General features: G+C 37.9%; 21 protein-coding genes. All 21 read left to right on the top strand.

Translation table 11 applies throughout. From position 1 onward, the window contains the following. Positions 1–14 precede the first annotated feature (14 nt). Complete coding sequence (gene nrfD / locus EL17_RS05575) at positions 15–1,397, top strand: NrfD/PsrC family molybdoenzyme membrane anchor subunit (protein WP_035071261.1); 1,383 nt, start codon at positions 15–17, stop codon at positions 1,395–1,397. After that, a complete protein-coding gene (locus tag EL17_RS05570) occupies positions 1,384–1,914 on the top strand; it encodes a DUF3341 domain-containing protein (RefSeq protein ID WP_035071259.1) in 531 nt (176 codons plus the stop codon). Before nrfD ends, EL17_RS05570 begins: the two co-directional genes overlap by 14 nt. A 14-nt stretch (positions 1,915–1,928) precedes the next feature. After that, entirely contained in the window at positions 1,929–2,555 is a 627-nt protein-coding gene (locus tag EL17_RS05565; RefSeq protein WP_035071257.1) for a c-type cytochrome, read from the top strand. Positions 2,556–2,557: 2 nt separating this feature from the next. Next, positions 2,558–3,859 (top strand): hypothetical protein, encoded by a 1,302-nt coding sequence (locus EL17_RS05560; RefSeq protein WP_035071255.1) that lies wholly within the window; start codon positions 2,558–2,560, stop codon positions 3,857–3,859. A 24-nt stretch (positions 3,860–3,883) separates the two neighbouring features. After that, complete coding sequence (locus EL17_RS05555) at positions 3,884–4,936, top strand: cytochrome c oxidase subunit II (protein WP_035071253.1); 1,053 nt, start codon at positions 3,884–3,886, stop codon at positions 4,934–4,936. A 21-nt stretch (positions 4,937–4,957) separates the two neighbouring features. Then, positions 4,958–6,838: a cytochrome c oxidase subunit I gene (locus EL17_RS05550; RefSeq protein WP_035071251.1), complete on the top strand. Its 1,881-nt coding sequence runs from the start codon at positions 4,958–4,960 to the stop codon at positions 6,836–6,838. Beyond that, on the top strand, positions 6,825–7,895 hold the full coding sequence (locus EL17_RS05545; protein WP_035071249.1) for a COX15/CtaA family protein: 1,071 nt from the start codon (positions 6,825–6,827) through the stop codon (positions 7,893–7,895). Before EL17_RS05550 ends, EL17_RS05545 begins: the two co-directional genes overlap by 14 nt. A 4-nt stretch (positions 7,896–7,899) precedes the next feature. Next, complete coding sequence (cyoE, locus tag EL17_RS05540; protein ID WP_035071247.1) at positions 7,900–8,805, top strand: heme o synthase; 906 nt, start codon at positions 7,900–7,902, stop codon at positions 8,803–8,805. Further along, positions 8,805–9,386 (top strand): cytochrome c oxidase subunit 3, encoded by a 582-nt coding sequence (locus EL17_RS05535; protein WP_035071245.1) that lies wholly within the window; start codon positions 8,805–8,807, stop codon positions 9,384–9,386. The genes cyoE and EL17_RS05535 overlap by 1 nt, the downstream gene beginning before the upstream one ends. Positions 9,387–9,414: 28 nt before the next feature. Then, positions 9,415–10,191, top strand: a complete 777-nt coding sequence (locus tag EL17_RS05530; protein ID WP_035071243.1) for a cytochrome c oxidase subunit 3 — start codon at positions 9,415–9,417, stop codon at positions 10,189–10,191. Positions 10,192–10,209: 18 nt separating this feature from the next. Next, a complete protein-coding gene (locus EL17_RS05525) occupies positions 10,210–10,539 on the top strand; it encodes a cytochrome C oxidase subunit IV family protein (RefSeq protein ID WP_035071241.1) in 330 nt (109 codons plus the stop codon). A 306-nt stretch (positions 10,540–10,845) separates the two neighbouring features. Continuing rightward, a complete protein-coding gene (locus EL17_RS05520) occupies positions 10,846–11,514 on the top strand; it encodes an SCO family protein (protein WP_035071239.1) in 669 nt (222 codons plus the stop codon). Then, entirely contained in the window at positions 11,501–12,055 is a 555-nt protein-coding gene (locus EL17_RS05515) for a DUF420 domain-containing protein (RefSeq protein ID WP_035071237.1), read from the top strand. The genes EL17_RS05520 and EL17_RS05515 overlap by 14 nt, the downstream gene beginning before the upstream one ends. Before the next feature lie 147 nt (positions 12,056–12,202). Then, positions 12,203–12,460, top strand: coding sequence for a hypothetical protein (locus EL17_RS05510; RefSeq protein WP_035071236.1), 258 nt, complete (start codon positions 12,203–12,205; stop codon positions 12,458–12,460). Between the two features lie 56 nt (positions 12,461–12,516). Then, positions 12,517–16,221, top strand: coding sequence for an ATP-binding protein (locus EL17_RS05505; protein WP_035071234.1), 3,705 nt, complete (start codon positions 12,517–12,519; stop codon positions 16,219–16,221). A gap of 72 nt (positions 16,222–16,293) precedes the next feature. Next, positions 16,294–19,770, top strand: coding sequence for a hypothetical protein (locus EL17_RS05500; protein WP_035071230.1), 3,477 nt, complete (start codon positions 16,294–16,296; stop codon positions 19,768–19,770). Between the two features lie 368 nt (positions 19,771–20,138). Next, positions 20,139–20,843 (top strand): SDR family oxidoreductase, encoded by a 705-nt coding sequence (locus EL17_RS05495; RefSeq protein WP_035071226.1) that lies wholly within the window; start codon positions 20,139–20,141, stop codon positions 20,841–20,843. A gap of 6 nt (positions 20,844–20,849) precedes the next feature. Continuing rightward, positions 20,850–22,841, top strand: coding sequence for a (E)-4-hydroxy-3-methylbut-2-enyl-diphosphate synthase (gene ispG, locus EL17_RS05490; RefSeq protein WP_035071223.1), 1,992 nt, complete (start codon positions 20,850–20,852; stop codon positions 22,839–22,841). Positions 22,842–22,938: 97 nt separating this feature from the next. Next, positions 22,939–23,136 (top strand): DUF6728 family protein, encoded by a 198-nt coding sequence (locus EL17_RS05485; RefSeq protein WP_035071220.1) that lies wholly within the window; start codon positions 22,939–22,941, stop codon positions 23,134–23,136. 51 nt (positions 23,137–23,187) lie between these two features. Continuing rightward, positions 23,188–23,538, top strand: a complete 351-nt coding sequence (locus tag EL17_RS05480) for an MmcQ/YjbR family DNA-binding protein (RefSeq protein ID WP_035071218.1) — start codon at positions 23,188–23,190, stop codon at positions 23,536–23,538. Then, positions 23,535–24,521: an ABC transporter ATP-binding protein gene (locus EL17_RS05475; protein ID WP_035071215.1), complete on the top strand. Its 987-nt coding sequence runs from the start codon at positions 23,535–23,537 to the stop codon at positions 24,519–24,521. The genes EL17_RS05480 and EL17_RS05475 overlap by 4 nt, the downstream gene beginning before the upstream one ends. Positions 24,522–24,681: the final 160 nt, after the last annotated feature.

Raw genomic sequence — 24,681 nt, 5'->3', positions numbered from 1 at the left:
TAATTTTATAAGATATGCAGGTTACTTCACCCGTACGCGAACCGTTAGTTACTGGCGGTAAAACATACAAGGACATTACCCACGATGTGTCAAGACAAGTAGAAGGCAAACCTTCGGTGAGCTGGCTTATTGGAATGGCCGTGGCCCTTGGGGTACTTTTATTAGGAAGCATTGCCTTGGTGGCCACCCTTTGGGAAGGCATCGGGATGTGGGGATTGAATAAAACTGTCGGATGGGCATGGGACATCACCAACTTCGTATGGTGGGTGGGTATCGGTCACGCTGGTACACTTATCTCCGCTGTATTGTTACTGTTCAGACAAAAATGGAGAACTTCTATAAACAGAGCAGCTGAAGCGATGACCATCTTCGCAGTAATTTGCGCAGCCATGTTCCCCGTGATCCATATGGGCAGACCTTGGTTAGGAGCCTATTGGGCTTTGCCATTGCCAAATACATTCGGATCTTTGTGGGTGAATTTTAATTCTCCCCTGCTTTGGGATGTGTTTGCCATTTCTACTTATTTCTCTGTATCATTGGTGTTTTGGTACATTGGTCTTATTCCGGATTTCGCTACCATAAGAGATAGAGCTACAGGTATAAGAAAAAGTATTTATGGTGCATTGAGCATGGGATGGGATGGAGCTGCTAAAACCTGGATGAGATATGAGGCTGTTTCTTTGATTCTGGCTGGTCTAGCTACCCCACTTGTTTTGTCTGTTCACACCATCGTATCCTTTGACTTTGCTACTTCCGTAATACCGGGATGGCATACTACTATATTCCCTCCATACTTTGTGGCAGGTGCTATTTTTTCTGGATTTGCAATGGTATTGACCTTGATGATTATTACCAGACATGTTTTTGGATTGAAGGATTACATTACTATGGGTCACATCGAGCTGATGAACATTGTGATTATCATTACGGGTTCAATAGTGGGTATAGCATATATTACTGAGTTTTTTATAGCTTGGTATTCAGGAGTAGAGGCGGAGCAGTATGCTTTCGTAAACAGGATGTTTGGTCCTTACTGGTGGGCCTATTGGTCTATGATGACCTGTAATGTTATATCTCCTCAGTTGTTTTGGTTTAAGAAAATACGTACATCCATAGCCGCTACCTTCATACTTTCTATAGTAGTAAACATAGGAATGTGGTTTGAACGGTTTGTTATCATCGTGACTTCTCTTCATAGAGATTTTCTTCCATCCTCATGGGTGATGTTCTATCCTACACTTTCAGATGTTGGGATTTACTTGTTCACCTTTGGATTGTTTTCCACGCTGTTTTTATTATTCGCAAAGTTTTTCCCTGTGATAAACATGGCCGAAGTAAAATCAGTATTAAAATCATCTTCAGAGCCTAAAGTAAATAATTATAATGGAAAGAGATAAGAATTTTGTCCTCGGGATTTATGATGATGAGGATGTTTTATTGAGTGCAGTAACCAAGGTGAGGGAAAGTGGTGTGAAAATCCATGAAGTCTATTCACCCTATCCTGTCCATGGACTTGAACATAATTTAGGATATAGAAGAAGTAGATTACCTATAGCGGCCTTTTTGTTTGGACTATTGGGAACTACCCTGGCACTTACCATGCAGTTTTATATGATGAAATATGACTGGCCCTTAAATATTGGTGGGAAAGATCATGCACCTATTCCAAATTTTATACCTGTCACATTTGAACTTACAGTCTTATTGGCAGCCTTCGGTATGGTAGCAGTGTTTTTGATCAGCAGTAACCTTAAACCTTGGGCTCAGCCTAGGCTATTTGATCTAAGGAGTACAGATGATAAGCACGTTATGGCTATTGACCTGGTATATAATTCAGCTATCGAGAGAGATAGAATAGTAGAAGTGCTTAAATCATCCGGGGCATCGGAGATCAATAACAAAACATTTGAATAGGTAATCTTGTAGATATGAAATTTACGAAATCAATATATTTATTATCTGGGCTAGGAGTTTCTCTTGCTGTAGCTTCATGTGGGGCTTCAGGTGATAATCAGGGGACAGAATATGCCCCACAGATGTACCATTCGGTAGCATATGAGCCATTGACACAAATCCGGGATACTGAGATAGGTGGGTGGTTATCCACGGGAGAAGGTGAAGTAGCTGAATTTTATAACAGTAATCCTAACAATCCTCATGGGATGAATATGAGAACACCTGCCCCTAATACAGTTCCGCGAAACAAGGACGGTTTTCTTCCCTATAGATTGGGAGCAGATGACTTGGAAAGAGCAGCTGATCTTGAAAATCCATTGGAACTTACCGACCAGGTGTTAGCGGAAGGGCGACAGTTATATACACAATATTGTGCTACTTGCCATGGTGATTCTGGTGAAGCAGATGGCTTGGCTGGCCAGGTAGTAGGAGGGGTGGCCAATCTTAAAGGGGGGGCTTACATAAACCTTCCAGAAGGCCATATATTCCATGTTATCACACACGGTAAAGGAAGAATGTTACCACATGGGTCTCAAATATCTATTGAGAGAAGATGGAAAATTGTTCACTATGTTAAACAAGAAATTCAGAACCAATAAAAATGGCACATCACACAAACTATAATTTAGATCAAAAATTTGATTTTACAGCTGCCGCAAAAAAAGCAATTTTTATTGTAGGCGGTATAGGTGCCTTACTTCTTTTTATTGGTATCTTATTACCGGTACTAGGAGTGGGTGCTGACCATGCTGTTCATCATGGTGAGACAGGTACACATGATGCCTTCCATTGGACACAGCGGTTATTTGCTAACCTATGGATTAATAATGTATACTTTATAGGTATAGGGATCATAGGGGTATTTTTCTTTGCCATTCAGTATGCAGCACAGGCAGGCTGGTCAGCAGGTTTGCTCAGGGTAATGATTTCATTTGGGTATTGGCTGCCAGTAGGGGCAATTATAATGATAGTATCATTTTTTATCGTCAATCATGATATTTTCCACTGGACGCACTCATATATCTTTGATGCAAATAGTCCTGAATTCGATAGAATCATTAATAATAAAGGCAACTATTTTTATTGGCCTATGGAAAAAGGGAGTTTCCCCATTTTCTATATTGTAAGGATGTTTGCTTTTTTAGGTTTATGGATTTTCTTTTTCTTCAAATTAAAGAATCTTTCCTTTCAGGAAGATCTCAATGGTGGGGTAGGATACTGGTATACGATTAGGAAATGGGCAGCTATTTTTCTGGTTGTTTTTGCTGTGACCTCTTCTATAAGTGCTTGGGATTGGGTGATGTCTATAGATACGCACTGGTTCTCCACTTTATTTGGCTGGTACGTTTTCTCTTCATGGTTTGTCGCGGGATTATCAGCTATGACTTTGGTAGCCATCTTTCTGAGAGAGCGCGGATATTTACTTATGGTAAATGAAAATCACATTCATGATATGGGTAAATTTATTTTTGCGTTCTCTATCTTCTGGACTTATCTGTGGTTTTCTCAATTCCTTTTGATTTATTATGCTAATATTCCTGAAGAGTCTATATACTTTGTTGAAAGGCTAAGAAGTGATATATATAGTCCCATATTGTTCCTTAATATCGGGTTGAACTTTGTACTACCGTTCTTTGTATTAATGACACGTGATGCTAAGCGTCATACAATATTCCTCAAGGTTGTTTGTAGTTTTATTATATTTGGTCATTGGGTGGATTTCTTCCTTATGGTTCAGCCTGGTACGATCGGTCAAAACGGTGGTATAGGATTTATGGAAATAGGTATGTTCTTAGTATTTGCGTCCGCGGTTGCTTTTGTGGTGCTGACGGGTTTATCTAAAAACCTATTGGTCGCCAAAAACAATCCTATGTTGGAAGAGAGTTATCATCACCATATTTAAAATTTATCCGAAAAAAGTAAAATTATGTACGGATTTCTTATCGCACTTGGGCTTTTATTATTAGTTAGTATCATTTGGATGGTATATAGGTTACAGACATTGGTTTCTGTAATGAAAGAATCAGAAAAATCCAAAACTCAGGCCACAATCAAAAATTCAGGCAGCAACAAAGTGAATGCTGTTTTGTTTTTAGTTTTCTTATTGGCAGCTGGATTTTTGTTTTTCTGGTATTCTTTTAAAGAATTTGATAATTACCAGTTACCTATAGCCTCAGAACATGGTGCTGTGACAGATAATCTTTTTTGGATTACTACTGCGGTGACAGGCGTTATTTTCATATTGACACATATTTTGCTTTTCTGGTTCAGTTATAGGTACCAGTATCAAGAAGACAAAAGAGCTGCCTATTATCCTGATAATAATAAATTAGAAATTATCTGGACTTTGGTTCCTGCTTTAGTTTTAACAGTATTGGTAATTTCAGGATGGAGAGCTTGGAAAGACATCACTGCTCCTGCGCCTGAAAATGCTCATGTAGTTGAAATTTTAGGATATCAGTTTGCGTGGGAAGCTCGGTATGCTGGTAAAGATAACCAATTAGGTGCTTTTGATTATAGATTAATCAATGCTACCAACTCTCGAGGTATTGATTTTACTGATGCAAATTCCCTGGATGATTTTGAAGCTAATAAGATTGTTATCCCGGTTGGGGAACCTGTGCTGTTTAAGATCAGAGCAAGGGATGTGCTGCATTCCGTATTTGCACCGCATATGAGGTTGAAAATGGATGCTGTACCGGGTATGCCTACAAGGTTTTGGTTTGTGCCTACTAAAACCACTGCAGAGATGAGGGATGAGACAGGGAATCCTGAATTTGAATATGAAATTGCCTGTACAGAAGTTTGTGGTAGAGGTCACTTCTCTATGAAGAAAATAATAGAAGTGGTCAGCCCTGCTGAATATCAGAAATGGTTTGCAGAGCAGACTCCTTTTATAGTACAGAATCCAGATTTGATAGCAGATCTTCCAGCAGATTTGAAGGAAGTGGCTGAAATCATAATCAAAGAAAATAAGTAATATAGATAATTTATATTTATTATGGCAGTAGTTAATACATCAACTCAGGGTGCCCATGCTCATGAAGTTCATGATGAGCATCACGATAACTTTATTACAAAGTATATCTTCACCACTGATCATAAAATGATTGGGAAGCAGTTTTTGGTAACCGGTATTTTCTGGGCATTAATAGGGGGATTTCTTTCTATACTATTCCGACTTCAACTTGGTTTTCCTGAAATGGACATGTCTTTTCTTCGTCCGCTTTTGGGTGGATGGATTGATGAAACTGGAAGTTTGGATCAGAACTTCTATTTAGCCTTGGTTACAATGCACGGTACTATCATGGTTTTCTTTGTGTTGACTGCTGGCCTTAGTGGTACTTTTTCTAATTATCTTATCCCACTTCAGATAGGAGCTCGAGATATGGCATCTGGGTTTATGAATATGCTATCCTACTGGTTTTTCTTCTTATCCGGTGTGATCATGTTTTCTTCTCTTTTCCTTGCTACTGGTCCAGCTGGTGGTGGTTGGGTAATTTATCCTCCGCTTTCTGCTCTAGAACAAGCTATACCTGGATCTGGTATGGGGATGACACTTTGGTTAATAGCGATGGTTTTCTTTATCGCTTCTACTCTTATGGGTGGTATTAACTATATCACTACAGTAATAAATTTAAGGACTAAAGGGATGACTTTTGCCAGACTTCCTTTGACGATATGGTCTTTCTTTCTTACTGCAGTTATTGGATTACTATCATTCCCGGTATTATTTGCTGCTGCTTTACTTCTTGTATTTGATAGAAGTTTTGGTACCAGCTTTTATCTTGCAGACATATATATAGGAGGGGAAGCATTACCTCATACGGGTGGTAGTCCTGTACTTTTTCAGCATTTGTTTTGGTTCCTCGGACACCCAGAAGTATATATAGTGCTACTGCCAGCATTGGGCATTACATCAGAAGTGATTGCAACTAACTCTAGAAAACCTATTTTCGGATATAAGGCGATGATCATATCCATGTTGGGTATTACTATACTTTCATTTGTAGTATGGGCGCACCATATGTTCGTATCAGGGATGAATCCGTTCTTAGGTTCTATCTTCATGTTCCTTACCCTTATTATTGCCGTGCCTTCAGCCGTTAAGGTGTTTAATTATCTGACCACGCTATGGAGAGGTAACTTAATTTTTACCCCCGCGATGTTATTTGCTATAGGTTTAGTGTCTTTCTTTATATCCGGTGGTTTGACGGGCATTTTCTTGGGTAATTCAGCTATAGATATTCAGCTGCACGATACTTATTTTGTGGTGGCTCACTTCCACTTGGTGATGGGATCTGCCTCTTTCTTCGGCCTTATGTGCGGAGTTTACCATTGGTTCCCTAAAATGTTCGGAAGAATGATGGATAACAAATTAGGTTATGTTCATTTTTGGTTGACTTTTGTTGGCGTTTACCTAGTGTTCTTCCCTATGCATTATATTGGTATTGCGGGTTTTCCGAGGAGATATTATAGCTGGACTAATTTTGACTTTGCGAGTGGGTATGCTGATCTGAACATGTTTGTTTCTGTGGCTGCTATCATCACCTTCACCGGTCAGTTTATATTCTTGTTTAACTTCTTCTATAGTATGTATAAAGGAAGGGTAGCTCCTCTTAATCCATGGAGATCAAATACTCTGGAATGGACTACGCCACTTCATCCTGGACATGGTAACTGGCCAGGAGAGATACCGGCAGTATATAGATGGCCATATGACTATTCTAAACCTGGATCCAAAGAAGACTTTATACCGCAAACAGTACCGCTATCATCTACTCCTGAATCAAATCTCCCTCATGAAGAAGAAATGGTCAGTCTTGAGAAAGCAATCATGGCAGAAGAAGGCCAAGTATTGGTAGCGAATGAAGCAAAATAAACAAAGGATAAGCAGCTTTCGGAGAATCAGTCTGATCACTGCGGTAGCTGTTTATTTTCTTATCCTTGTAGGAGGTGTAGTACGAAGTACAGGTTCTGGAATGGGTTGCCCTGATTGGCCTAAATGCTTCGGAAGTTGGGTTCCTCCAACTCATGTGGATCAACTTCCACTTAATTATCAAGATATATATTTAGCCAAACGGCTGGAGAAAAACGAAAGGTTTGTCTCAATGTTGACAGTTTTGGGATTTGAGGATAAGGCTTTAGCGATACAAAATGATAAGTCTATACTGATAGAGGAGGAGTTTAATGTCAGTAAGACCTGGATAGAATATATTAATAGGGTTATAGGGGTTATTATAGGCTTTTTAGTCATAGCCACTTTACTCTATGCACTTCCATTATGGAAAATAGATAGAATTCTTCCTATCCTCTCATTTGTAAATTTGGTGTTAGTGGTATTTCAGGGCTGGATAGGTTCTATTGTTGTATCCACAAATTTACTAGGATGGATGATCTCGGTACACATGGTATTGGCTTTACTTATCGTCTGTTTATTGTTATATGTTCATTACAGGGCATTTAGATTAGCTTATCCTGTTTCATATGCTACAGAAAAGCCTAACAGGCTTTTTTATATATTATTGACTGGATTTGTTCTGATGATATTTCAGATAGTATTGGGAACGCAGGTAAGGGAGCAATTGGATGCAGTAGCTTTCCGATTTGGGAACCTCTTTAGGTCAGAATGGATTAACTATTTGGGAATAGAGTTCCTCATTCATAGGTCTTATAGCTTAGTGCTTTTGGGGATTCACCTTGTATTTGTTTATAAAGTTTATAAATATTCTCTGAGGTCAACTAGTATATTCAAATGGTCTCAAATATTGATTTTGAATATTTTATTTGTAATTATTACTGGTGTAGGGATGGCATATTTTGGTATACCTGCCTTTTTGCAGCCCCTACATTTATTGTTGGGGTCGCTCATCATAGGGCTGCAATTTGTAATATTATTGCTTCTAAACGATCAAAGGAAAACAGAGTTTAAAGTATAAGTACATGAGAGCAATTAACGTTAGTGAAAATTTATTTCTAGAATTATTTACTGCTAGATGTAAAGCTTACTATGATTTGATCAAATTCAGGCTATCAGCTGTAGTGACATTCTCTGCAGCCTTTGGGTTTGTATTGGGAGATAGAGGGATGGTGTTTTCATGGGGGGCATTTTTGGCTCTCATAGTGGGAGGCTTTCTTATAAGTGGTGCTTCTGGTGCTTTCAATGAGATTATAGAACGTGATTTTGATAAGTTAATGAAACGGACAAAAGATAGGCCTCTTCCTACCAATTCCCTTTCATTATCAGAAGCTTATTGGTTTGCAAGTGCTATAGCAGTAATTGGTGTTACTTTGCTTTGGGTGTTCACAAATCCATTGACCACAGGTTTAGGCTTACTGAGCATGGTACTTTATGTACTCATTTATACACCTCTTAAAAGAATAGGACCCATAGCAGTGTTTGTAGGTGCAATACCCGGTGCTATGCCTCCTTTATTGGGCTGGACGGCTGCCACAGGTTCTATAAGCTACGAAGCACTCATCATTTTCGGCATACAGTTCATTTGGCAATTTCCCCATTTTTGGGCTATTGCTTGGGTGAGTGATGAGGATTATAAAAAAGCTGGATTTAAATTATTGCCGAGCGGTGGTAAAAAGGATTTAAATACTGCTATTCAGATTATGATATATACGTTATTTCTGTTGCCGTTGGGATTACTGCCATCTTATTTTGGTCTGACAGGGCTGACATCAGGTATAGTAGCTACTGTATGCGGTGTGCTTTTTTTGGCACAGACTTTCACTTTAATGAAGGACTGTTCTAGAAAGTCAGCATTGAAAATCATGTTTGGTTCATTCCTTTATTTACCTATTGTGCAGATCGCGTACATGTTTGATAAAGTATCGTAATGGAAGAGCAGTTAGAATATATAGAAGGGGCAGAGCAGCCCATTTCCATGCATCCCAAAAAGTTTGCATTATGGTTGTTCATCGTAAGTGTGGTGATGGTATTTGCAGGGCTTACGAGTGCATACATTGTGCGTCAGGCTGAAGGTAACTGGTTAGAATTTAACCTTCCTGAGATATTCTATTATAGTACTGGTATTATAATATTGAGTAGTGTGACCATGCATTGGGCGTATATATCAGCTAAGGCCAATAATATGGCCATGCTAAAATTAGGAATGACCCTGACCACGTTATTAGGGATAGTCTTTGTAATTACACAATGGTACAGTTGGGTGGCTTTAGTAGATAGAGATGTTTATTTTGTAGGCAATCCATCCGGCTCATTTCTATACGTATTTACAGGTTTGCATGCATTACACCTTATCAGTGGTGTGATTTTTCTAATTATTGTATTAATTTCAACATTAAATTATAAAGTTCATTCCCAAAACATGGCAAGAATGGAAATGTGTACTACATATTGGCATTTTCTTGGGGGATTATGGATATATTTGTTCATGTTCTTGCTTTTAAATCATTAAAATATAATTTAAGTTAATTTTAAAGTTTATGTCAACGACGACAACTTCTATTAATTTCAGTTCCAAGAGAGGAATTTGGGGAGGTGGAAATGAGCCACTTAATGCGAGTTATGGAAAACTGATGATGTGGTTTTTTCTGCTATCAGATATTTTTACCTTCGCTGGTTTTTTAATCGTATATGGTGCCATTAGGGTGAGTTATCCACCCTATGGAGGTCCAGCTACAGATTTTGTAGGATCCAATGAATATTGGCCCGTACCGGAAATGGTATTCGACGCATTACCTTTCTTACATGGTATACATGCACCGCTGGTATTCGTAGGACTTATGACCTTCATATTGATCATGAGTTCTGTTACCATGGTATTAGCAGTAGAGGCTGGCCATAGGAATGATAAAAATGATGTAGTAAAGTGGTTATTATGGACACTATTGGGAGGTATTACTTTCTTAGGTTGTCAGGCTTGGGAATGGACTCACTTTATTCATGGAACTGATGGAGGTACGGTATTGACTTATGTGAATCAATTTAGTGATTTGGTTACCGAAACAGTTTATGGAGCTAATCTGCAGGTTAATGAGTACGGTCCATCATCATTTGCCCAGTTGTTTTTCTTTATTACTGGATTCCATGGTTTTCATGTTACTATAGGTGTGGCTCTATTGTTTATTGCTTTTTATCAAGCAGCTGTAGGAGTATATGAACAACGGGGTCACTATGAAATGGTTGAAAAAATTGGGTTATACTGGCACTTTGTAGATTTGGTTTGGGTATTTGTTTTTACCTTCTTTTACCTTATCTAATTTAAAATTTATAGAACTATGGCACTTCAAGAGAATAGACAAACACTGGAAGTAACTCCAAGGAATGGAGAGAAGATAAAGAAGATTTGGAAAATAGCAGGGATCCTGTTGTTCCTTACGCTGATAGAATTCGTTTTTGCTTTTACCATGGAACGTGGTATGCTGCTTTATGCTATATTCATAGGCTTAACTTTAGTGAAAGCAGGTTATATCATGATGGAATTTATGCATCTAAAGGAAGAAGCAAAAATATTGATTTGGTCAATAATGTTGCCGTTGATATTTTTGATTTGGCTGGTATTGGCACTTATGAGAGAAGGATCAGATATTTTCTTGTTGAGATGGTAATAATGTGAATAAATATATACAAAATAGATGGGTTGAAGGTGAATCTTCAACCCTCTTTTTTGTTTTATAAATTAAATTTGGTGCTCTTTCTTATCAGTCTATAGATTATCACGGGGGTAAACTTTACCCTTGGTGGATTTATAAGCTATAAAATCTAGGATTATAATTATCGGTATATCTTATGGGAAATATGTAATATATTTTTATTCAAATGTCCCATGGCAGTCGGAGGGGCAAGTTATATGCGAAAGGTTAACCCCATCATAAGTACCGGCAAAGGTATGACCGTAGAAAAAAAATAAACTCATGAAATCAATAAGGATACTACAAGCAATGGTTTTGGTATGCATTTTAATGGTGCCAGTATTAATCATTATCTTCCTGCGATCGTTTGGTTCTAACCAGTATGATATCCCTATATTATATAAGGATGGCGTGGACAATCCTTTAGGTGAATGTAGTACTGACACCCAGTCACAGCATTATATACCAGATTTTGAATTTGTATCACACACTGGGCAATCAATGGGAAGAGAAGAGATGGAAGGGAAAATAACGATTGTAGATTTTTTCTTTACCAGCTGTCCCAGTATCTGCCCTGTGATGTCCACTGAAATGGGAAGGGTTCAAGATACATTTAGAAATGTAGATGATGTTCAGATTTATTCTATAAGCATAGACCCTGAATATGATAATCAAGAAGTATTGGCTGAATATGCGCAGCGACACGACGCTAATCCAGAAAAATGGCATTTTTTACATGGGGATAAATCTGAAGTTTATAATTTGATACGTTGTGGTTTTATTTTACCGATTATGGATGGGTTTGGAGAGCCGGATGATTATGCCCATAGTGATAAATTTATATTGATAGATGATAAGGGAAGGATCAGAGGCTATTATAGTGGTACTACCAGAGAACAGGTAGATTTATTGATTTTAGAAACTAAAATTCTTTTAGATGGAAACAAATAGGTTAATTTCTGCTACAAATGATAAAAAAGTTTTTGGATGGATAGTCGCTATTTCTATCCTTATACCGGTAGTAGTGGCAGTTCTTTTATTTATGCCGGAAAAATTGGCTTTAGGTCAGGATTGGGTGTTTTTTTTGCCGCACCTGAATGCAGTCATTAACTCCGCGGCCAGTATTGCTTTAATCCTAGGTCTATATTTTATTAAATCTGGAAATGTTCCCTACCACCGGGCAGCGATGACTATAGCATTTGGTCTTGGTACCATATTTTTAGTTTCTTACGTAATTTACCATGCCAGTGCCCCCAGTACGACATTTGGCGGAGAAGGGTTTATTAGAACACTTTATTATATTATTCTAATTACACATATCATACTTGCAGCAGTGGCTTTATTCCCGATACTGCTTGCTTATTACTTCGGGATGACCGGTAAGGTAGATAGGCACCGTAAAGTGGTTAGGTATGCGTATCCTATCTGGTTATTTGTCACGGTGAGCGGAGTAGTAGTATATCTGATGATCAGCCCATATTATGAGTTCTAAACTAAATTGAATGGGTAGACGTTGATTAAATAAGCGCGCTGGGTTTATCAGCACATGAATTTATCCATTATAAAATAGGTCACACACTTTGGCAATAGTCTGATATGCGAGATATTGTATGACCTTTGAAATCCAAATTTAAAATCCATGAGATCGAAATCAACTTTATATATACTGATATTTCTGTTATGGACCACGGGGGAGAGTATAGCTCAATGTGCCATGTGCAGGGCTACAGTAGAGAATAATATTAATACAGGTGAAACTTCTGTTGGTGCAGGATTGAATTATGGAATCTTATATTTATTTATGGCACCATATTTATTGGCGATGGTCATAGGATACCTTTGGTACAGAAATTATAAAAAACAAAAATCGCAGAAGACTAAGGTCCAGCATCTTTAAATTAGTGAAAGGCAAAGTTCAGAAATAAGCTTTGCTTTTTTAGTTTTGTTTATCCTATGCTCAAAAAAAGACGTTTAATCCTTTTTATTTCTATTGGTTTGCTTGCAGTATTGCTGGGCATAAATTTCTTTATTTCATCTCCACAAAGCGACAGTGAAAGTGCCAAGGATATAAATATCAAAATCAATAAAGTAATCGATGAGTTTGATCGTGATTATATTTCTCTTCTGCTGAACAATAGGCCTGATAAGCAGGCTTCCTTTAGAACGTTAAATATAGATACTAATCATCCATTTTATCTTTTTTCAGTAAATGGTAGGCTTCTGTACTGGTCATCCATTACGATGGTTCCTGAATTTGATGATATAGATTTTTCTAAGAAATACCAAATCATTGAAACCCAAAGTGGCACCTATTTTATCAAATTACGAAAGATAACCAGGTTAGGCCAGTTGTTTTGGATGGTCCAAACCTTTACCTTATATGATAAAGTAGATGTAGAAAATGAATACCTGCATGCAGGTGAAAATCCTGATATTTTTGGTAACGATAGGTTTCTATTGTCTCCCGATGCTAAGGAAGGATATTTTGATTTACACAAAGAAGATGGGGACTACCTCTTTTCAATACTACTAAGGACAGGCTATGAGCATGCTGGCCATGATACGGGCAATGTAGTGCTAATATTTTTCTTTTCGCTAATTGGGTTGGTTATAATATTAGGGACTGACTTTGTTAATACTTTATGGATAAAAGGTAAAAAAGTCTTAGCACTTATCTATACTGCTATTATATTGGTCAGTATTAGAAGTATTATGATTTTTTTCCAGTTTCCGCAGGAGTATTTTGATACAGAGCTTTTTAACCCTACCCGATATGCTTCTTCGATCATAAACCCCAGTCTGGGAGACCTCTTATTGAATGTGATAGCATTTATGATCTTATTGTCCTTAATAGTATCAATGCTGAGCAGAAAAAAATACCTTATAAATTTTCTCGCCTTCAAACGTAAATATAAAGAATGGCTTTTTCATTTTATAAGTTTAGTATTATCAACTGCTTTGCTTGTGTTTTTTTTCAGGATGTTCGGTAATATAGTTGATAATGCACAGTGGGAATTAAACATACTGGCTGTCCCGGCTTTCACCTATTTTCAGGGGATTAGTTTGTTTGTTATTTTCTTAGCGGGTGCAGGATATTTGCTCTTTACCATCATATCAGTCAATATGGTGCTTTACAAAAACAGGAGTAGCAAAAAAAATGTGCTTAAAAATCTGTTGTTTCTTGCATTACCTATTTGTTTGGTCCTTGTTTATTGGGATTTTGTTTATCTAATAGTGTTTTTGGCCCATGTTATATTGCTTGTCTCCATTATATCCTTTGAGCTGTATGACAATATATTCAAGTTAGGCTTTAATACTTTTTTGACCTTCTTTTTTGGCTGTCTGATAGGTGCCCTGATAACAGGAGCAGCAGCTTATGAAGATACACGCAAGAAAGAAATTCAATCCAAGATCAAATATGCCAATCAATTGATGGTTGAAAGCGATATTATGGCTGAATTTCTTCTTTCGGATGTCATGCGGAAAATAGAAGATGATCCGTTTATAAAATCACAATTGGCAGACGGCCTTTCCACCCTTGATCCAATAGAACAAAAAATAAAAAGGGTTTATATGAGCAATTACTTTGATCAGTATGAATTGGATATTCAGGTTTTTAACCCCATTGGAGAAAGAATTCTGGGCAAAGTAGAAGATAGCAATCTTGATGAATTTAGGTTTCAATACATGAAGAGTGATTATGCTACTTCTGTCAGGAATTTGTATTTTATTCAAAATACCTCAGATACAGGTGGCAATAAATTTTATTCCTTTATCAACATTTATAGAGACAACTATTTTTTGGGTACCATATTATTGGAACTTGTACAGCAGCGTATCCAACCTGGTAGTGTATTCCCTAAGCTATTACTAGATAGGGAATATTCCGGCAATTTCTACACTGAGAAATTTGACTATGCCGTATATGATCAGGAGGACATATTAAAAATGAGTGTGGGGATATATAATTATAGAAACCCTGAGAATGATGATTTACTGGATTTCCCATCTCTTTTCACAACCGGGATTTTTAAAAACAACCATCACCATTATGGAGTGAAAGGAGAATCTAAAACTATAGTGGTATCCTCTACCATTTACCCTATAAACTATGTTTTTGCTGATGTATCTCTCTTTTTCGTCGCCTATTTATTATTTACTTTATTATGTATACTGATATATTCTATATTTCAGGGTCTTGGCAAATTACAGTTTAATTATACTACACAGTTACAGTTTTATATCAATTTTGCTTTTTTCTTTCCTATGCTGATCATAAGTATTATTTCAATAGGATTATTGACCAATAGCTATACAAATGACCTCCATAGGCAATATTTTTCCAAAGCATCCATTATTCGTAATAATTTAGCATCCTATCTGGAAAGACAGTCCAAAGGAGCGATGGACAGAGAGGATTTTTTGGCAGAAGTAAAAAGGTTAGCCGGAACTACCGGTACAGACATCAATGTATACCTGCCAAATGGGAAACTGATGGTGACCAATCAGCCTAATATTTTTGATAAAAAAGTGTTGACGGAGTACTTGCACCCAGTTGCTGTAAGTGAAATCCTTGAAATCCAAAACAATAGGTTAATTCTGGATGAACATGCAGGGAATTTAAATTACAAAACGGTATACATAGCCCTGAGAGATAATGATAAGCAATCTATATTAGGCATCATCGCTATTCCCTTCTTTGAATCTGAAACAGAGTTAAACATGGTGATAGCAGATGTATTCAGTAACATTATCAATATCTTTGTAGTCATTTTTATAGTATTTCTTGTTGTATCTTTCTTTGTGTCTAAACAATTGATTTATCCCTTTAGATTATTGACCGAAAAGTTAAAGGCTACAAATTTGGAAAGCAATGAACCCATGTACTGGCCAGCTAAAGATGAAATAGGACTGCTCGTGAATGAGTATAATAACATGCTTTTCAAACTAGAATCTAGTAAGAAGGTCTTAGCAAGTACAGAGAAAGAATCAGCCTGGAGAGAAATGGCAAAACAAGTGGCACATGAGATCAAAAATCCGCTTACCCCTATGAAACTTACACTGCAGCATATGCTTAGGTTACAGGCTGCTGGTAGACTGGATGATCCCAAATTAATATCCAAACCTGTAGAAAGTTTAATCATTCAAGTGGATACCTTGAGCGAAATTGCGAATTCATTCAGTAATTTTGCTAAAATGCCCCTACCTAAAAATGAACCTATAGATTTCAAATATATAGTAACCGAGGCAGTAGAGCTTTTTAAGAACAATGAAAAAGCTGAAGTATTATTTCATGATAAAACAGAATCTGATAACATATTTATCATAGGGGATGATAAACTTTTTGGCAGAATTATCGCCAACCTTATCATCAATGGTATACAAGCTGTACCAAGTGAAAGAAAAGCTAGGGTCAAAGTCACCCTTAGCAGCAAATCCGGCCATGTAAAGTTAGAAATCCACGATAATGGTAAAGGTATTCCAGAGGACCTTAAAGAAAAAATATTTATTCCTAATTTCAGTACTAAATCCGATGGTTCAGGGCTAGGTTTAGCAATAGCTAAAAGAGGTGTCGAAACTTCAGGGGGTAGGATATGGTTTGTAACCAAATTGAATGTAGGGACTTCTTTCTTTCTTTCATTTCCTGAAATAAAATAAATACTTAATTTCTTAGTATTGAATAGGTTGTAAAATAGGATTTATTACATTAGCTTCCATTATTCTTCGAATATGAATGGGGCAAGGTTTTTTTTTCCTATTTTTCTTTTTTTAAGCGTGGTGGTCACCCGGCTCCATGCGCAGTCTGAAAACTGCAAATGGGTAAAGACTGATGGCTTAGAAAAGGGAGTCTACTTGGACTCACTTTCTATTGTACCAGAGAGTATACTGGTAAAGGATGCAGAGGGTAACCATTTGACATTTTCATATGGGCTTACATCAGGTATTTTTGTAATGGATGATGTGGTGATTGGTCTTCTAGATTCTGTGTATATATGCTACAGCCTTTTCCTATATGATTTTAGATCTGTATATTCTCACCGCACTCTAGAACGTGATTATGATTCGGCAGCCCTTTTTAAGCAAAAAAAAACAAAAATTGCTCATTCACTAGATTTTAGGGAAGAGATCTTTCCTACCCCCCGATTGAATAAGTCAGGAAACCTAACACGTGGCATATCTTTTGGCAATAAGCAGCATGTTTTCGTAAATAGTTCACTTAATCTACAGATGGAGGGGGAGTTGGCAGATAATTTATATATAAGAGCAAGTATAATCGATCAGCAAATTCCCTTTCAGCCTGAAGGCAATACGATGCATCTGCAGGATTTTGATAAAGTTTTAATTGAGCTCTATAATGATAATATAAAATTTGAAGCAGGAGATATAGTATTACAGCAGCGCAGATCGGATTTTTTGAGATATTATAAGAATGTGCAGGGGCTGCAGTTCACGTCCCAGTATAATATCGGGCATACGTGGAAAGCCACTTCTCATGCAGCTATATCAATTGCCAAAGGTAAATTTGCCTCTACCGAACTTCCCATCATAGAAGGGGTCCTAGGCCCTTATAGAATCCGAGGGCCTCAAAATGAAAGGTTTATCATCGTAATGGCCGATTCTGAAAGAGTATTCCTTGATAACAGAATGTTGAAAAGAGGATACAATTATGATTATGTCATAGATTATAATCAGGGAGAAATTACATTTACAGCCAATATCCTCATCACCAAGTATTCCAGAGTGCGGGTAGATTATGAATATGCAGAAAGGAATTTTACCAGATCCATCTTAACTGCCACTCATACCCAGGAAAGTAATCAGGCAAGTTTTTACTTTAATTACTACAGAGAGCAGGACAATAGAGATAAGCCTCTTTTCTTTGAATATTCAGATGATCAAATAAGACTTTTATCTTCTGTAGGTGATCATATTTCCGCGGCGTTGGTGGATAAGGTAGACAGTACGGCATTCGATCCAAAAAGAATCATGTATGCCAAAAGAAAAAACTCTAGCCCTGAGAGAGGGGTAGAGATATTTTATGAATATAGTACGGACCCTGATGAAGCATTTTTTATGCCCAGCTTTATGGATGTAGGGCAAGGATATGGAGATTATATAAGAAAGCAACAGCTCGCAAACGGTATTCAATACGAATTTGTCCAACCCATCAATGGCCACAAACAGGGACGGTTTTCAATTCACTCTCCCTTGCCCGCACCAAATAAGAAACAAATGGTGACATCTGGAGGGGATGTCAAGTTAGGGCTTCATGAGGAAGTATATACCGAAATGGCCGTATCGGATAATGATATTAATTTGTATTCCGATTTGGATAATGATAATAATATAGGATATGCTTTAAAGGTAGGAATTCGTTCCCAAAAACGTCAGGTTTCTTGGCTACAGGGTTATATGATCCAGAGTATGGCTGAGCTGGAGTACAATTCATCTAATTTTTCATTTATAGATCGGGCAAGGTATATAGAATTTGACAGAGACTGGAACTTGGATGATACAGTGCTGACTGTTCCCACTTCGGATCATCTCTTTTCTGCCCAACTTGAAGCCCACAAAAACTCTGGTAATCTGATTTCTTATAGGGTAAATCTCAGAAACAGAGGAGGTATTCTCAGAGGCCATCAGCAGCTGGGCAGGTATAATCAGCAGCTTACCAAACGCATTTTTCTGATCAATGATATTTTTACCCTAAAGAACGATGTCAGAAATTTACACGCTGACTGGTTTAGGTACAACGGGAATGTGGAATACAGGAGTAAAATACTGGTGCCGGGATATCGGCTGCTGTTAGATAGAAATAAAGTAAGTCATGTAGAAAGTGACAGTGTAGTGAGTTCTGCTAATAACTTTAAAGAACATCAGGTTTATTTGATTAGCAATGATACGCTTACCTATTCTTTTTTTGCCAAAGCGAGCTGGAGAGAGGATCAGTTACCTGTAATTGGAGAAATGCTGCCTTATACTAAAGCATTTACAGCCCACTATGGTATAAATAAAAAGATGGGCAATCATGATATAAAAGGAACATTCCTTTACAGGAAGCTTCAGTATCTGCAAATAGACTTGCCTGAAGAAACCACTATTATGGGGCGTATTGATTATATGGGTCAAATAATCAATAATGCTATTAGGAGCGAATTAAATTACGCTATAGGGAATGGGCGGGAATTGAGAAAGGAGTTTGTATACCTTCCCGTGCCTACAGGGGAAGGGACACATACCTGGAGGGATGATAATGAAGATGGGGTGCAGCAGCTGAATGAATTTTATCTCGCTATCAATCCAGATGAAAAAAATTTCATTAAAATTTTTGTGCCCACCGACGATTACATCCAGGCTTTTAATACAGTATTCAATTATAGATTAAATACTAAGTTTCCAGACCTTTGGAAAAAAGAGAGTGGTGTCCGTGCAATTCTTCAAAAGTTTTCTAGTAATACAAGTTTGAATGTTGACAAGAAAATCACTTCTTCTGAATTTTGGGACAGGGTGTTGCCATTTTCGAAAGGGCTAGGTGATGAAAACCTGATCAGTGTAAGACATTCAGTCCGTTCTTCTCTGTTTTTTAATAGGTCCTCGGCTAAGTATGGGTTTGACCTATCTTTATTTGATAGCCGATCTAAACAGCTACTATCTGGTGGCTATGAAGACCTGATACAGAGAGAGTGGCGCCTGAATACGCGCATTAACCTGAACCCTATGCTTAACGTCAGGTTTTTAGCCAATATAGGAAAGAGGCTGGCAGCTTCAGACTTTTTGGAAAATAGGAATTATGCAATCGGTCTGAAGGGCTATGGGCCAGAGCTGAGTTATCAGCCGACTTCTACCATTCGGGCCACAGGCAATTATATGTATACTGGAAAGCTTAATGTTACTAATGATGAAATCAAGGAACTAGCCTTACATCATCATATGGGACTGGATGTGCGATTTGCCAAAGCCATCAAAACCACGCTCAATCTAAATCTCAACTATACTTATATAGATTATAATGGACAGCCCAATACACCCGTGGGATATGAAATGCTTCAGGCACTTGCGGTAGGCACTAATTTCATATGGAATTTCAACTGGATTCAGAAAATAGGGCAGGGCTTGCAAATGAATATGGTCTATGAAGGTAGAAATTCAGAAGGATTGGGAAAGAAAGTGCATATCGGAAGGATGCAGGTATCGGCTTTGTTTTAAGGCAACGTTTTGTGAAATATCTTAATGGGTAATGATATTACTTTATGCAAAAAATAGTTAGGAGAAAAGCCGAATCCAAAACCTGTGTACCCAACTGTATATATAGATATACTCATGCTTTAAGGGATACTTGGCGTACATAGCATGGGACCTGTAACCCATAGTGCCACAGTTGTATTTGAAGAACACTAGGTGCGAAAGGTTTCCATTATACGGAAAAGTCGAATATGTCTTCCATTTCAGCTTTACCCGGTAGTCCGTTCCTATACCTCTGTGGATATTTCATATCCCTACTTGTATTCTTTAAAAAAATGATAACTTTGTATCAGGTAATTAGTTGTCACACTAACTATTAAAGCACGAACAATATGTCCAAAAGTATATTGGTAACCGGTGGGACCAAAGGGATCGGAAGAGCCATTATTTTTAAGTTTGCAGCAGCAGGGTTTGATATCTATACGTGTTCTAGACACATAGCTGACCTGAACGAGCTTACTTCGGCATTAAATAAACATAATCCAAGCATAAAAATCTTCACCTTCCAGGCTGATTTGTCCAAGAAGGAAGAGGTAATTGCTTTTGCAGATGCTGTTAAGACTGAAACTATCCCTGATGTACTGGTCAATAATGCAGGTGTGTTTTTACCTGGGGCCATTAAAGATGAACCTGATGGCAATTTTGAACTGATGATGCATACCAACCTTTTTTCGGTTTACCATCTAACCCGTGCTTTTACTAAGGAGATGATGGAAAGAAGAGGTGGCTATATATTTAGCATGGGTTCTATAGCTGGGCTCACCGCTTATGCCAATGGAGGCACCTATGCTATTTCGAAATGGGCACTATTGGGATTTACTAAATGTTTAAGGCAGGAACTTAAAGATTATAATATAAAAGTAACTTCAGTAATGCCAGGCGCTACATTGACCGCTAGCTGGGAAGGTGTAGATATACCCGAGGAGAGATTTATGAAGGCAGAGGATGTGGCAGACTCGGTCTGGGCAGCTTACAGCCTTTCGCCAAATTCAGTAGTAGAAGAAATAGTGATCAGGCCACAGTTAGGCGATTTATAAAGTACCATGGAAACCAAAAATCTCGTAGATCAAATCAGGTATTGTAACAGCCTGACCAGTTATTCCAGAAGAAAGACGATACCGGTAAAAGTCGGTCATGTGATCATCGGCGGGGACAATCCGATAGTAATTCAGTCTATGACCACCGTGGATACCATGGATACCCCTGGATCAGTGGAGCAGTGCATCCGCATGATAGAAAGTGGCTGCCAGCTGATCAGAATCACTGCCCCTAGTATCAAGGAAGCAGAAAACTTAAGGGCCATAAAAGAAGAACTGGCCATCAGGGGATATCATACACCACTGGTAGCAGATATACATTTTACACCGAATGCTGCCGAAATAGCTGCGGGGATTGTAGAAAAAGTACGGATTAATCCTGGCAATTATGCAGACAAAAAGAAATTTGAAGTAATCGAATATACCGATGAAAGTTATCAGGAGGAACTGGACAGGATCAGACAGCGGTTTCTCCCTTTGATAAATATATGCAAACAACATGGTACAGCCATGCGTATAGGAACCAACCATGGTTCACTTTCAGACCGAATTATGAGCAGGTATGGAGATACACCCCTTGGGATGGTGGAGTCAGCATTGGAGTTTCTAAGGATCTGTGAAGAAGAGGAGTTTTTCAATATAGTGATTTCGATGAAGTCTTCTAATACCCAGGTAATGGTGCAGGCCTATAGGTTGCTTGTCCAAAAACTGGATGAGGGAGGGTTTAAGCCTTACCCATTACATCTCGGAGTCACTGAGGCCGGTGATGGAGAAGATGGTAGGGTTAAATCCGCCGTAGGTATAGGTACATTGTTGGAGGATGGTCTAGGAGATACTGTCAGGGTTTCCCTCACCGAAGATCCGGAGTTCGAGGCCCCTGTGGCAGCCTCGCTGATCGAGCGATATTCAGATAGGGTGGGGCATCTTCCTATCGCAGGACTGGATACTTATCCAATATCCCCATATGAATATTCAAAGAGAAATGCGCTAGAGGTATATAATATCGGAGGGAGTAACGTTCCACGAGTCATAACGGATATATCCAAAATAGAAGGTGTTACAGAAAAAGACCTGAAGAATGTAGGGCATTTTTATTTACCGGAACTGGATAAATGGAAGATGAATGACCAGGGCTGCGACTTTGTTTTTACAGGCTCTAATCCTATTCCCTTTATGTTACCTAATGGTCTGAAGGAAATACAGGAATTTGCGGTGTGGGAGCGAGCATTGGACAAAACAAATAAGTTTCCTGCCTATAATTTAAATAGTTTTAAAACGGCCCATACATTTCATATGACACTTAACTTCCTTTTGTTGGAAGATGTCGAGGTAGGAATGGCCATTCCCCTATTAACCGATAGAAAAGATGTAGTCATCATCTTGCGTAGTGATAATACACACAATATGCCAGCTTTGAGAAGGGCTATGGTAAGTTTGATCAAGCGCGGCGTGATGACACCGGTTGTTTTTCAAGTGAGTTATCCAGATCAGGATAATGATAAGACTATGTTATATGCGGCTACTGATGTAGGAGGTTTGCTGATAGATGGACAAGGTGATGGTGTTATGATCAGTATGTCAAAATCCAAAAAGCAGAATAGGGAAGAAATCTTTGCCCAAATTAAACTTCATAACTCAGTAAGCTTTGGGGTGCTTCAGGCCGCCAGGACCAGAATGTCAAAGACAGAATACATCAGCTGTCCTTCATGTGGACGTACCCTTTTTGACCTACAGGAAACTACGGCTATGATACGAAAAAGAACCGATCATCTAAAAGGGGTGAAAATAGGCATCATGGGTTGTATTGTGAACGGACCAGGTGAAATGGCAGACGCTGACTATGGTTATGTGGGTTCTGGGAAAGGTAAAATCACCCTTTATAAAGGCAAAGAAGTAATGAAAAGATCAGTGTCCTCAGATAGGGCCGTAGATGAGCTAATCAATATTATCAAAAAAGATGGTCAATGGATCGAACCAGAAACTGAAAAGTTGGGTTAATAAAACGGTTCTGTTACAGTCCTTTAGTTGCTGTATGGATATCCTTTAAGCCAATGTTAAAGGCTTAACATTTCACACATTCTGTATAATTAAAGACATGTCCAATAAAAAAAACAATGTAAAGGATTTCTTCCAAGTAGGAGCGGTAGGTAATTATTTCTTCCGTGTGTTTAGAAAGCCTGATCCTAATCAAAAATCCAACATCAATTTGAGAATGATGCATGGAATCAATAAAATTTCTATTATCGTTTTTTTGGGAGCGGTAATATTCTGGATATTAAAAAGAGTGATGTAAATTTGTTTTATATAAGGAAAGTTAATTCGTACTTTCTCTATTTTTGTTCCCATGGATATCGAGTTTTTCAGAAACTATTGTCTTTCGAAACAAGGTGCAACAGAAGATACACCTTTTGATGAAAGTACCCTCTGTTTTAAACTGAAGGGAAAAATTTTTGCTTTGACAGATATTGATAATTTTGAAAGCATCAATCTGAAATGTGATCCTGAAAGAGCCATCGAGCTCAGGGAATTATATTCTGGCATTATTCCTGGCTATCATATGAACAAAAAACACTGGAATACTGTACTTTTTAATAAAGATGTAACAGATCGATTGATACTAGATCTGGTGGATCATTCTTACGATTTAATTTTCAAAAGCCTTCCAATAAAAATTCAGCATGAATTTAAAGTATGAGTTACCTTAAAGTTTCAGACATAAGTAAACAATATGATCAGGGGTCTGACGCCTTGGTCAATATTTCTTTGACTTTAGAAAAGGGAGAAGTGGTTTCATTGATCGGAGAAAGTGGATCTGGGAAAAGCACTTTGCTTAAGATCATAGCTGGACTTGAGGTGCAAGATAGAGGTGAAGTCTATTTGGGTGAAACCCGGATACTGAACCCATCCCAAAAGCTGGTGTCGGGGTATGATGAGATCAAGTTGATCCATCAGGGGAATCACCTTTATCCAAATTCCACTGTGGGAGAAAATATTTCCCGTCCTCTTCTGATGTACGATAAAGCGTATAGGGAGGAGCGTGTAAAGCTAATACTTGAAATGTTAAATCTAACTTCTTTTGAGGACAAATATCCCCGACAGCTATCAGGAGGCCAGCAGCAGAAGGTAGCCATAGGTAGAGCTATGAGCATAGAACCTGAGGTATTGCTATTAGATGAGCCTTTTAGCAGTTTAGATACGATACAAAAGAGAGAATTGATAGAAGAGCTGCGTGCTATATTTGATCAGATGCAGATGACAGTTTTATTCGTTACGCATGATCTGGATGATGCCTTGATGATGAGTGGTAATCTGGTGATCCTTCAAAAAGGGAAAATAGTACAAGAAGGAAAAGCGGAGGATATATTTCGAAATCCCACCACGTATTATACAGCCAAGTTATTCAGCCATCTAAATATAATCAGTGATAAGGAGGGCGCTTTCATTCGTCCTATGGATATACTGATAAAAAATAAAGGGCGAAATCCAGGTAAAGTATCGGAGAAAAAATTTTTGATACATTTTAATCAACTGACAGTTATTATGCCAGAGGGTGAGATTTGGAAAGTGGAAGATAAGGAAAGAACATGTGAAGTAGGTGAGGACATATATCTGGATTGGGATAAAAATAAAGAAGTCTGTTTATCCTTTGTTAGCTCAGATGATTTACCCACATCCTAATGCCTAAAGATTATATTATATGATATTACTTCTAAATTAATATATATATATTTAAATGTTCTTTATATTTTAATCATTGGTCCCCTAACTAAGCTATCATTACTTCCGGCTAAAGGATCTACAGTCACGTTAAACTTTGATGAGGTGAAGCTACATCAGA

It is taken from the genome of Anditalea andensis, assembly GCF_000714815.1.
GTDB lineage: Bacteria > Bacteroidota > Bacteroidia > Cytophagales > Cyclobacteriaceae > Anditalea > Anditalea andensis.
This window is presented reverse-complemented; position numbering and strand designations above follow the sequence as displayed.